Raw genomic sequence first — 12,215 nt, 5'->3', positions numbered from 1 at the left:
CAGAGCGTGATTATATTTAAAAATATATAAATTTACCCTGCAATCAAATTTTTCATCAAATTTTACAAATTTATCTAAGAAATTTTTTGATTTTTGAGCCTAAATTTTGTCACAACTTGGTATGAAATTAATTTTTTTATTTAATCTTTTTAAAATTTCTTTACAAAAACAAGAACAAAACGCTCCAAATTTCACTTTTTTGTTATTTTGCTTTGAACCTTAAATAAATGTAATAAAATAGACGACAAATCAACAAAATGATACAAATTTAAATTTTAATCCCTCAAAAGCGCAAAATTCTTGCTTTTGCCAAACTATAAATTTTGCTTAAAAAGCTAAATTTAAATAGCAATCTTTTATAAATTTTTACTGCATTTTCATAAAAGTTATAATTATAAATACAAAGCAAACAAAAATTTAAAATTCGTTATTTTTCCCTAAAATTCTATATGTTTTACGAGAAAAAATTTGTATAATAAACCCTTAAAATCTAAACCAAGGAGGATATAGATGAATTTGCGTAGCATCTTAGTCAAGGTCTCAGCGATCATCGCTTTAGTTCTTGCCATTTGTATGGCTTGCTTTGTATTTTTTATATCACATGTCTTAGAGCGTGAGATCAAGGAGGGAGTAGAAACAACTATCCAGCAAAACGTTGCGCTTGCGATGGACACAGTTGAGCTATTTGATGAAGATAATGAAGATAATGCAAAACTATATATGCATGTCTTAAAAGAGGCTTTAGGCAACATAAGAGCCACTAGCCAAACCATAAAAACAGAAAATGACGATGCTGTAGAGCTTATCTCAGATAAAATGGGCGTGCTAAATAACAACCATGAGATATCTGATAAGATCAAAAAGCTAACAAACGGCGGTATCCCAACCATCTTTGCAAAATCAGGCAATGAATTTGCTGCTGTCTCTACCTCACTTTTACTAGATGATGGCAGTAGAGCGCTTGGTATGCTAAATAAAACGATCTATCCAAAGATGATGAACAAAGAGACATATGTTGGGGCTCTAAATATTTTTGGTAGAAACTATATGTGTGTTTATGAGCCAGTCGTTCAAAACGGCGAAGTTGTAGCAGTTTTATTTATAGGTTACGACTTTACTGAAGGCCTAGAAGATCTTCAAAAGACAATGGCACAAATGAAGCTAGGCGAGCGTGGCTACTTCTCAATATTTAATACAAAGACAAATGTCTATGACATCCACCCAAGACTAGCTGGCAAAGCACCAGAAGGTCAGCTAAAAGATATAGTTGATGACATAGTAAAAACTAAAGAAGGTGTCAAACTCATAAATACTGACGGAGTTGAGAGAGTGGTTGCTTTTGAGCCATTTGACAAGCTAAACTGGATAGTGCTTGGCTCAGCTGTTACTGATGACTTTTTAACACCTCAAAAAGTAGTTAGCAAAAATTTCATCATCGCAAGCATTATAGTTACATTGCTTCTTATCATAGTATCTATCTTCTTGCTTAAAAAGCTAGTTGCAAATCCTATCGATAGACTAGGAGCAAATTTAAATGCTATAACATCTGACTTTACTCTTAAAATCCCAATCTACGGCAAAGACGAGATAGCTAAAATAAGCAATGATATAAATAACTTCATAGAGCGCATAAGAGTGCTTATAAGCGACACTAAAAATCTTTCAAGTGAAAACAGCTCAGTTGCAAACGAGCTAAGCTCTACATCTCTTCAAACAGGCAAACGCGTAGAAGAATCAACCCAGATCGTTGAAGAGACAAATCAAAGATGCAAGTCTATGCAAGAAAGCATGAAAGAGTCACTTTCAATTGCTCAAGCTGGCAAAGATGATCTTCAAAAGGCAAGCACTCATATAAAAACAGCTACCGAGGCTATCAGATCTCTATCATCTCAGATCATAGACTCTGCTAATGTAGAAAATCAAATGGCTGGCAAGATCGAGCAGCTTAGCCGTGACGCTGAACAGGTAAAATCAGTCCTTGTTGTTATCAACGACATCGCAGATCAGACAAATTTACTTGCTCTTAACGCTGCCATCGAAGCGGCACGTGCTGGTGAGCATGGACGTGGCTTTGCAGTCGTTGCTGACGAGGTTAGACAGCTAGCTGAGAGAACTCAAAAGAGCTTAACAGAGATAAACGCAACTATCAACGTTATCGTTCAAGCGATCAATGATAGCAGTGAGCAAATGGGCATCAACTCTAAACAAATTCAAGAGCTAACCCATGTGGCAAGCGACGTTGAAAAGACTATAAATAATATGAGCGAAACGATGAATAACGCCATAGCGATGTCTGATAAGACTATGCAAGACTACATCGCAACTGGTAAGAATGTAAATGAGATCATGGATGGCATCTCAGAGATCAATCAAATTTCATCTGAAAATGCTAGAAGTGTCGAAGAGATAGCTTCTGCGGCTGAGCATCTAAATAAGATGACAGATGCGCTAAATACTAAACTTAGCGTCTTTAGAACTTAAGTTTTTACCTTTTAAAATTTAATGTTTTTAGGTCTAGCTTTGGCTAGACCTTTTTAAATTTAAACCAGCTAGATTTAGCCAGCAACCCTTTTAAATCTATCTTTATAAAACTAGTAAAAATTTGGCTTGATAGATTATATCTCTTATCTTCGCTAAATTTTTACGTTGTTTCTACTTGAAGTTGCGATCACAAGAGAAAAAACTCTTAAAAAATATTGCGATACTTTGCCTTAAATTTTTGCATTCAAATTCATAATTAAATTTTTAAATTTTACTTACTCAACCATGTATACTAAAAATACAAACCATATAAATCTCTAAATCCTAAGCTGTAGTGCAAGATATGGGAAGCTTGTGAGCGACAGCAAAATGCGGATCTTTTAAGCTTATTTTCGGATATAATTGGCTCTTAAATTTAAATATCTTTTAAAAGGAATAAAGGAATGGCAAATATTTTTCTTTGCTCCTACTTCGCGGAGGTTGCGAGCAAGATCAATGAAGTGGTAGATTTTCAAGGTAAGCATGTTTCTTTTATCGATACGGCAGCAAAATTTGAAGAGGTAAATTTTTACGTAGATGAAGCGGTGAAAATTTTGGAAAAATTTGGTGCGAAGCTGACTCGTATTGATATTTCTTGTGTTAAAAACTTGGTTACGCAGATTTCTGAATATGATGAGTTTTGTGTTGCAGATGATAAAATTTTAGCTACTATTAATAAGTGCGACATCATTTATGTAAGCGGTGGAAATACATTTTATCTGCTTAATGAGCTGCGAAAATCGTGCGCCGAACAAGCTATAAAAAACGCGGTTAAAGCTGGTAAAATTTACGTCGGTGAGTCAGCAGGGGCGATCGTGGCCGCACCAGACACGAGATATGCTATGCTTATGGATAAAAGTAGTGTAAACATGAGTGATTTTACAGGATTAAATTTGGTTGATTTTTGCGTAGTGCCGCACTTTGGCTGTGAGCCTTTTGTGGAGGCTACTCACGAGATAATGGAGAAATTTGAGGACTTGTACGATTTGCGACCTATAAATAATGCTGAATTTATTGCGCTTTGAGATAAAAATTTATGCGATCTCTGATAAAACATACGCCAAATATTTACTCAGAGCATTTTCCCTATAAAATCACTTTTTGTCTGCAAATCTTCCTTATAAATAAAGAAAATAATTAAAACGCAAAGTTTAATTTTTAAGGCTAGAAAATTAAGCAAAAACCGCTATAATTTCGCTCTGGCACGGTAAGCGGTCGCTTTTGCACTACGCAAAAGAGGAAAGTCCGAAAATTTACCCTACTCAAATATATTTTTATGCAAAATTTCTTCTAGCACAACTGTGGCGTATGAGCCCTTTTGAAGTGTGAAATTTAAGCTAAAATGAGCGTTTTCTTCGTTGTATTTGTAGCTTGTATTTTCAAGATACGCCCAGTTAAAGCGCCTTGAGCCAGCGATCTTTGAAGTAAGCGAAAATGCCTCAGAGAAAATTTCATCCTCAAGCTCTTTTGCCACGCCGCTTGCCTCATAGGCCTTTGCACCAACTATAAGTCCAAGGCTTGTGATATCGCGCTTGGCAAATCTTTGCGCCTCTTGATCTAAATTTTCACACAAAAAGAGCTTGCCAAACGGATAGTGCCCCAAAACCTCTCCTGGCAAAAGTTTAAAAAAACTCTCCTGCGCCTTCATCGCCTTTAGATCATCCTTGCTAAAGTTTTTATAAATTTCACCTAGCTCACTTAGGCTAAAGTCACTCACAAACCTTGAAATTTCGACCCTTTTGCTAAGATAGCGGTTGAAAAGATCGCTTTGATAGGCTGAGATCAAAAAGTCATTTAGCTTTACATTTTTGCTCCTTTTGCCATTTATCGTGCCATTTTTAAGTAGCTCAAGGCCAGTTGTAGCATTATCGCCAAATTTACCAAAACGCTGGTAGCCAAAGTAGTTTGCATAGCCCATTTTATCGATGCTGACAAAGGCCTGCTCGAGCTTTTTAGCGCTACTTGGCAGCACCTTTTTTAGGCGGATGAAAAAGCTGTTGCCCTTTAGATGTCCGATGCGAAGCTTGTTTTTATGCACGTTTAAATTTAAAATTTTCATCTTTTCATGGCTAAAGTTTGCAAGCGCGCTCTCAAATTTACGAGGCATCGAGATAAACTGCGTCGTCATGCCCTGCTTGTCTTTTAGCCCAGCATAGCCAAAGTCGCGCATTTTTGCCCCTGTAACCTCGCTTAAGGCGTGCAAAGCGTCGCTTGTCGTCATATCTTTTTTAGAAATTTCAACGATCAAGTGCTCGCCGTCGCCACTAAATTCATAAAGCGGTATCTCGCGCACGACAAAATCATCTGAATTTTTAGAAAAATATGCCTCGATGGGCGCATGAGTAAGCGCATAGAGCGGCTTAAAAGTGGTGGCTTCTTGCATTTTGTCTTAACCTTTTGTGTGAAATTTTTGCAAAGATGTTGATCTTTGTCCTAGTTTTTGCGGCGATCCTTTTTATGGCGCTTAAATTTTTAGGACTAAAGGCAAATAAAACCTCGTACTCCTCGCCGCTACTAAGCTCAAATTTGCTTAGTTTTTTTGTAAATTTAGCGCCCTTTTTGCTAGCCTTTAAAAGCTTGCCAAGATCGGTATTTAGCCCGTCTGAGATATCCATGGCGGAGTTTATAAGATGAGCTGCTTTGTAAAAAAATTTATCCCTTAAGATAGGTCTTTTAAATCGTGAGTTTTTAGAAATTTGAGCAAGCCTTAGAAGCGAGTTTAGCCCCTTTTGGCTGCCTCCAAGCTTGCCAGTAAATGCGACAAGATCACCAAATTTAGCATTTTTCCTTAGCACAGCCCTGCCCTTTAGCTCGCCGATCACGCTAACACTTATGTTTAAAATGGGGCTACTTATCGTGTCGCCGCCTATTATCTTTACGCCAAACTCCTCGCACGCCCTATTTATGCCCCTACTTAGCTCGTCTATCTGCCGAGGCGTGAAGCTCTTTGGCAGACTAAGCCCAAGAAGGGCAAATTTAGGCTTTGCATTCATCACGATCGTATCTGAAAAATTTACGATCATCGCCTTGTAGCCGATCTCTTCAAGGCTTAGCCAGCCAAGCTTAAAGTGCGAATTTTGCGCGAAAATGTCCTTACTAAAGACCATTTTGCCAGCAACCGCCGCATCATCGCCGATATATGCGTTACTAAAGCGTTCAATCGTGAAATTTTCTTTATCCATTGAGCTATTATAATGAAACTCCTTTTAAATTTAGGATAAAATAAGCCAAAAAAAAGGATAGAGATGCAAAGAGTTGAGATTTTTAGATTTGACGCGAAAAGAGATGTTTTGGCATATTTTAAGCCCTATTTTTTAGAGATTTCAGACTTTGCAAACTTAAACGAGCTTTTTGCCCACGTAAAGAGCATAGACCCCTACTTTAGCCCATTTGAAGGCTTTGTCAAGGTAAATGACATCGTAGTTAGCACCGCCCAGCCACTTGAAAATTTAGCTCAAAAACTTGGCGGCGAGCTTTGCATAGCCCCGCTTGATGAAAAAAGAGCAGTTTTAGACCTTGCTATAAACGATGATGACTTTTGGGCGAAATTTGAGACATTTGCTAGCTTTTGCAAAAGGGCTGACAAAGAGCTTTACGCTAGCTTTAAGCCCTATTTTTACGCTGATTTTGTGAAAGACTATGAGCCAAATTTTATAGGAGCTGCCGCGATAATGCTAGCTCATCATCTTTATAAAAATGAGAAAAACGATGAAATTTTAAAGCTTATTAGCGGTAAAAACGGCGTCTTGATAGCCTGCGAGCTTGATGATTTGCTATTTGGTGGAAGTAAAATTTACAACGAAGCGATTAGATTTTTCAAAGAAATTTTAGGCGTAAAAGCAACGCAAAAGCACGAAAACGAGCTTGAAAAGATAGAAAAACTTAGTAAATTTAAAGAGTTTAAGATAGCCATAAAAGGCAAGCTGCCTGCAAATTTAAGCGCATACAAGACAAATTTTATAGAGCTAAACGCCAAAACGCCTTGTGGATATGATCTTTTAAAGACCGATGAAGAGCTAGCTTACAAGCTTGCTAGCAAGATAGTTTTTGCTGCATTTGATAGTGGGGCTGACTTTTTACTAGCTAGCAATGAGGACGAGTTTTATATCTTTGACACGCTAGCAAAAAAGCTTGAGAAGTCTGCTAATAGAAGCTTGCAAGACTTTTACGTCCTAAGAGCAAGCGAGCTAATGGCGCTTGAAAATGGTGAGATACCAAGCGGGCTAAAAGAGCATGCTTTAAAGGTTGGCCTAGTAAATTTATAAGCTAAATTTAATACGTCAAATTTAAAGCTTTATGGCACTCGTGCGATTTTAAATCTTGTATTTATGGTTTATAATTTTTCTAAAAACAAAAATAAGCTATTTTAAACGCTTGATTTACCAAAAGCTGACATAGCATATCTTTTTTTAAAAAACGCACCTATAATCTGCTAACTTTATTAAATTGAAAAGTTTTGACGCTTCTAGTTATTTAAATTTAAAAGTTTTTACACTTCTGATCTTTTGAATTTAGATATTTTTATGCCCACATAACAGATCAAATTTAATTTTCACTTGTCTCTTACTCCAAATTTTATCTCTACACAAGGCAGAATCATATTATTTTACGTAAATTTTTACATATTATTTTTAGTATTTTAAGAAATTTGAAGTACTAAATTTAAAAATTTGCGTTTGCTGGTGTAAATTTTGGTAGTTTTCAAGCCAACCAAGCCAACCAAGAAAAACAGATAAATTTAACTATAAATTTTCATAAAAATGGCAAGAAATTTATGCCAAAGTATAAAAATAGCCTTAAGTTAAGCCATTTTTAAGTGCAAAAACCAATCTTTTGAATTTAAAAGCAATTTTATCAAGCCAAAATACTAAATCAAATTTAAAGCTTAATGATCAAGAGCTTTGCATATACGGCCAAGAGCGAACTTGAGCGATCACGCTGGTTTTATGCGCCGATCGAGCCATTTTAGCGATGGAGATGGCTAGCAAACAGAGAGGCAGCATTTCACACGACTGCGACCGGCATAACCGCTTGAATATAAGTTATATGGGTTGGGCGACTGAGCGCATTTTCTTGCCGCTTTTGCACACGAGCATGCCAAAAGCCACTAGGCTACAACCCTACCCAAATATCTCAAATTTATGAAATAGCTCTGGCTCATCTTTTACTACGCCACGCTTCACAAGCTCAGCCACCACTTCACGCTCGCAGTCAGTTTGCATAGGCCAGCCACGCGTATATCCCTCAAGCTCACTCTTACTCGTCGCATCCACGCATAAATTTTCACCATCTATATAGATATCACGCAAGGCATCTATGTTATTTGTCACGCGCCAAAGCAGCATATATGGGTTTTCTAGGTAGTTTTGCATATCCACGACGACTAGAAGCTTGAAAAACTCCTTAAATTCCAAAAGCTTAGAAAATAGCTCTTTTACAGGGCGATCTTTTTCAAATTTAATCACACAAATAGGCGTTTTGCTCTGCTTTTTAAACTGCCTAAGCTCCTTGACATTTGGCGCAACGCTTTGAAATTTAGCCAAAAGCTCATCGTCACTTAAAACCGCAGGGTTAAATTTACAAAAGTCCTGCGTCGCATCGATGCCTAGCTTACCACCAAAGCACGAGTTTGGACTGGCGTGATCGAGCTGGTCGCACACACCTTGGCTTATCAGTATGCTCTCACTACCAAATCTATCAAGCACAAAGTCCGCAAATTTCTCATAGTTCTCAAGCGCAGGCCCCTCAGCGCCCACGAAAATAGCGTGCTTTACAAAGCTCATCTGCCCAACTCCCCAAAACGCGTGCATCGCCTGCTTTGCGTGGGCTGGATAAAGAGCGTTGATCTTGGCTAAGATAAGATTGTGAAAGACGCCATTTTCAGGCATATTGTAGTCTAGTAGCTCTGGCACGGTCGTTCGCAAAAGTGGCAAGAAAATGCGCTCAGTCGCCCAGCCCATATACTTATCCTCAAGCGGCGGCTTGCCAACTACGGTCGCGTGAAAGACAGGGTCTTGCTTACTCGTTATCGCCGTGACCTCCATCACTGGAAACGGCTCAACCGGCGTATAAAAGCCGGTGTGATCGCCAAATGGCCCCTCAAGCTCGCTCTTAGTCGTATCGACAAAGCCCTCTATCACGTAGTCGGCGTCTTGCGGGACGTAAATTTCATTAGTGAGCGACTTTACAAGCCTTGCTGGCTCTTTGCGGATAAAGCCGTAAAGTAGCAGCTCAAAGACGCCCTTTGGCAGCGGCGCTTGACCGCACCAGATATAGAGCGGATCGCCACCGATCGCCACAGAGACTGGCATCTTTTTGCCAGCGCACTTATACTCGTGAAAGAAATTTGCGCCGTCTTTGTGTATCTGCCAGTGCATGCCGAGGCGATTTTTATCATAAATTTGCAGTCTATACATGCCTAAATTTTGCAGCGCACCGTCTAGGCTTTGCGTATAGACCTGCCCCATCGTGATAAAAGCACCTCCGTCATGCGGCCAGGTCTTTAGCGCAGGCAGGCTCAAAAGATCAGCCTGCTCGCCCATAAATTTGACCTGCTGGCACTCGCCCTCGCCTTTTAGCCTTTTGGTAAAAATTTTTCTCATACTAAAAAGATATGATAAAAAGTCAAGCTTCTCTTTGAAATTTTCAGGCTTTTTGGGCTTTAAAAGCCTCTCTATCTGGGCTGCGATCTCATCAGGCTCCACGCCAAATATCAGCTCAAGCGCCCTTTTTGAGCCGTAGATATTTGTAAGCACAGGGGCAAATTTACGCCCAGTTTTTTTGCAGACTGGGTTTGTAAAAAGTAGTGCTTGTGAGCCCGCGCGTTTGACCTCGATGTAGCTAGCGTGTGCGATCTCTAGGTCGATATCTGTTGGCTCATCGATCACCCTAAGTAGGCCGTTATCTTTTAAAAGCTTGATGTAGTCCATATTTTTCCTTAAATTTTTAAAGATGATAGCCAAAATTTACTTTATTTATCACAGGCAGTTAGCTCGTAAAAAGGCGTTTTGCCTGCCACATCCTGAAAAAGTAAATTTACGCCATGCAGAAACTATTTGAAATTTAGCAAAATTGGGCTAAATTTGTCGTTTTATTAAGAAATTTTAGAGAGAGATATGGGAAATTTACTAAAAATAGGCGATCACATCTTCGTAGACAGAAGCGTGTTTGGCGTAAAGCTTTACGAACATCACGGCATCTACGTCGGAAATGATATGGTCGTGCATTATAACGGCTTGGCGCGTGGGATCGTGCTTGAAAAAAGCTGTTTTGAGGAGATCTTAAGCAACGTCGTACCGCTAGATAAACGCAACATCGCAAAGGTAGAGATGACTAGCCTCGAGGAGTTTGCTAGTGGCGATACTTGGCAGATAAAAGAGTATACAAATGCGCCATTTAGCGGCCAGGAGGTGGCGCGTCGGGCTAAGGAGCGCGTAGGCGAGCAAAAATACAACCTGCTCATCAACAACTGCGAGCACTTTTGCAACGAATGCGTCTTTGGCGAGCATGTGAGCCAGCAAGTGCAAAATGTGAAGCAAAATTCCGCCCTATTTAGTGAGATAGAGCCGTTTTTAGAGCAGGTCATAAGCGCGCTTTTTGGGGCGCAGAGTAAGGACGATATCAAGCAAGTTTTTGCAAACTCACTCACCAAACTCGCCCAAAATAGCAAGGATAGCGCAGAACAGAAAGCTCGCGAGATGATAAAAGAAAAAGGCAATGAGATAAATTTACAAATAGAAAAATTTATGAGCAAAAATGCCGAAATGAACGCTATGTTTAATAAGATCGGCGAGGATCTAAGAGCAAAGATCGCAAGGGATTTTAATATCAAATTTTAATCCAGTGTGGTTTTCAAGAGCGTTGTAAAGGCGTTTTGGCTTCTAGCTATGTGCGCTACTTTTGCCGTTTGTGGATTTTTATCTAAATTTTTTAGCCGTAAAATAGCGGTAAATTTAAGCCATTTTTGGTCACTTCTCTTTTAGTTTTAGATGAAGTAGCGCAGTAAAGTTTTTGGTTTTCAAGCTATGCAAAACTGCGTTAGTTGTACGATATGTAGCTTTTATTTATCCAAATTTTAACTTTTATTACCACAAAATGGCAGTAAATTTTAAAAATTTCGTATTTTAACTACCTTAAAATCATACGGCAAATTTAACCCGCAAACCCACCTTGCCCGCCTCAAAATTTAACCAAAGTCACCATATCATCATAAATTTACCAGACACAGCAAACCAGATTTATCTAATTTATCAAATTTGGCAAGCCTTTTGGCAGCCCACCAAATATCTGCATTTTAAAACGCTTTATGCGAGTTTTACTTTGCTAAATTTACTCGCCATCTAACACCATAAAGCTGCAGTGAAATTTAAAAAATTTGAACTTTTTAGCAAAAAGATTAAATTTACAACTACTCTAACAGCTCGCCAAATATCTCTTTGCTATATTTCATAAAGCGCTCATTAAGCTTAACGCCCTCGGTATCTACGCAAATGAGACTATCTTGTATCTCAAAAATGATAGTTTTTTCAGAGATCGCCACCCGCTTGCAGGCGTTATAACAAACATCGCCATTACACTCGGCATATAGGCCGTTTATCTCGGCGTTTTCGTCATCGTCCTTTTTTAGTTTGATCGGTCTTTGAAAGATTATGTAGTTTTTGTAGTCATATTTGTCGTCTGCAAGACCGATCATATAGTAGTTGTCTTTGCTATTTTTGGTGGCGCTTATGGCTTTTGCTTTAAAATTTATCTCAAACACGCTTACGCCATCTCTTCAGCGCGCTTTAAAAGCTCTTTCGCCCCTTTTTCTATAAATTCATGAGCTAGCTCTTTGCCGATGCTTTGAAATTTATCTTTGCTACTCTTTAAGCTATCTTTTATAAACTCGCTTCCATCAGGCAGGCCAACGATCGCATCGATAGAAATTTCATCGCCTTTTAGCCTTGCGCTTATGCCTATTGGCACTTGGCAACCACCCTCCAAAACGCTTACAAAGTCACGTTCTATGGTCGTTTCTATGACTGCATTTTCATCATTTAAAAAAGAGATCTCATCTAAAATTTGCTTCTCATCTCTAGCCTCGACACCAAGAGCGCCCTGACCCATCGCAGGTATCATCTCGTCAAAGCCAAATGTGTAGATGTGTGCCACTTCAGCCTTTAAATTTAGGCGGTTTATGCCAGCCATAGCCAAAATGATCGCGTCAAATTCGCCCTCTTTTAGCTTTCTAAGTCTAGTTTGTACGTTTCCACGAAGTGAGATGATCTCAAGATCAGGCCTCATGATAAGTAGCTGCATCTTACGGCGTAGGCTCGTTGTGCCGACTTTTGCGCCGTGCGGTAGGTCGCTAAATTTAGCAAATTTCTCACTTATCATCGCATCTCTGGTGTCCTCGCGTGAGCAAATGGCCGCTAGTTTAAGCCCTTCTGGAAAGACTACTGGCACGTCTTTTAGGCTATGCACGGCGATGTCAGTCTCGCCTTTTAGCATGCTATCTTCAAGCTCTTTTGTAAAAAGCCCCTTGCCACCGATCTTTGCAAGTGGCGTATCAAGGATCACGTCGCCCTTTGTCTTAATGCCCTCAAGCACGACCTTCACGCCCTTGTGCTGCGCCTCGATCCTAGCCTTGATATGCTCGCTTTGCCAAAGTGCTAAGATGCTCTTTCTAGTTGCTATTTTTATCTCTTTCATCATCT

8 protein-coding genes and 2 pseudogenes are annotated in these 12,215 nt (G+C 39.2%); 5 read left to right on the top strand and 5 right to left on the bottom strand.

Features of this window, described 5'->3' with window-relative positions; all coding sequences use genetic code 11:
- Positions 1-510: 510 nt before the first annotated feature.
- The 3 genes and pseudogenes from F3G98_RS11080 to F3G98_RS04755 form a co-directional block, all read left to right on the top strand.
- Positions 511-1,404: pseudogene (locus F3G98_RS11080) on the top strand (Cache 3/Cache 2 fusion domain-containing protein); the annotation flags it as partial.
- Between the two features lie 24 nt (positions 1,405-1,428).
- Positions 1,429-2,481: pseudogene (locus tag F3G98_RS11075) on the top strand (methyl-accepting chemotaxis protein); the annotation flags it as partial.
- Positions 2,482-2,924: 443 nt separating this feature from the next.
- Positions 2,925-3,545 carry a Type 1 glutamine amidotransferase-like domain-containing protein gene (locus F3G98_RS04755; RefSeq protein WP_149713266.1) on the top strand — a complete coding sequence of 207 codons (621 nt, stop codon included), beginning with the start codon at positions 2,925-2,927 and terminating at the stop codon, positions 3,543-3,545.
- A 233-nt stretch (positions 3,546-3,778) separates the two neighbouring features.
- Here the strand turns inward: F3G98_RS04755 and truD are convergent, their stop codons facing one another.
- Together truD and F3G98_RS04745 are read right to left on the bottom strand one after the other, a co-directional pair.
- Entirely contained in the window at positions 3,779-4,903 is a 1,125-nt protein-coding gene (truD, locus tag F3G98_RS04750; RefSeq protein ID WP_149725820.1) for a tRNA pseudouridine(13) synthase TruD, read from the bottom strand.
- Complete coding sequence (locus F3G98_RS04745; protein ID WP_149713268.1) at positions 4,881-5,702, bottom strand: thiamine-phosphate kinase; 822 nt, start codon at positions 5,700-5,702, stop codon at positions 4,881-4,883. The genes truD and F3G98_RS04745 overlap by 23 nt, the downstream gene beginning before the upstream one ends.
- A 63-nt stretch (positions 5,703-5,765) precedes the next feature.
- Here F3G98_RS04745 and F3G98_RS04740 point away from each other — a divergent pair, with 63 nt between their 5' ends.
- Positions 5,766-6,785, top strand: coding sequence for an HdrB C-terminal domain-containing protein (locus tag F3G98_RS04740; protein ID WP_149725819.1), 1,020 nt, complete (start codon positions 5,766-5,768; stop codon positions 6,783-6,785).
- An 855-nt stretch (positions 6,786-7,640) separates the two neighbouring features.
- Here F3G98_RS04740 and F3G98_RS04735 read toward each other — a convergent pair.
- A complete protein-coding gene (locus tag F3G98_RS04735) occupies positions 7,641-9,449 on the bottom strand; it encodes a menaquinone biosynthesis decarboxylase (RefSeq protein WP_103607810.1) in 1,809 nt (602 codons plus the stop codon).
- Between the two features lie 186 nt (positions 9,450-9,635).
- On the opposite strand from F3G98_RS04735, the gene F3G98_RS04730 reads away from it, so the two are divergent.
- Positions 9,636-10,358, top strand: a complete 723-nt coding sequence (locus tag F3G98_RS04730; RefSeq protein WP_103607809.1) for a lecithin retinol acyltransferase family protein — start codon at positions 9,636-9,638, stop codon at positions 10,356-10,358.
- A 569-nt stretch (positions 10,359-10,927) separates the two neighbouring features.
- On the opposite strand, the gene F3G98_RS04725 is transcribed toward F3G98_RS04730, so the two are convergent.
- Positions 10,928-11,278, bottom strand: a complete 351-nt coding sequence (locus F3G98_RS04725; RefSeq protein WP_149725818.1) for an Imm10 family immunity protein — start codon at positions 11,276-11,278, stop codon at positions 10,928-10,930.
- 2 nt (positions 11,279-11,280) lie between these two features.
- Positions 11,281-12,210, bottom strand: a complete 930-nt coding sequence (hemC, locus tag F3G98_RS04720; protein ID WP_149725817.1) for a hydroxymethylbilane synthase — start codon at positions 12,208-12,210, stop codon at positions 11,281-11,283.
- Between the last annotated feature and the right edge of the window lie 5 nt (positions 12,211-12,215).

The sequence above is a fragment of the Campylobacter concisus genome (assembly GCF_902460895.1).
In the GTDB taxonomy this organism is placed as follows: domain Bacteria; phylum Campylobacterota; class Campylobacteria; order Campylobacterales; family Campylobacteraceae; genus Campylobacter_A; species Campylobacter_A concisus_BC.
This window is presented reverse-complemented; position numbering and strand designations above follow the sequence as displayed.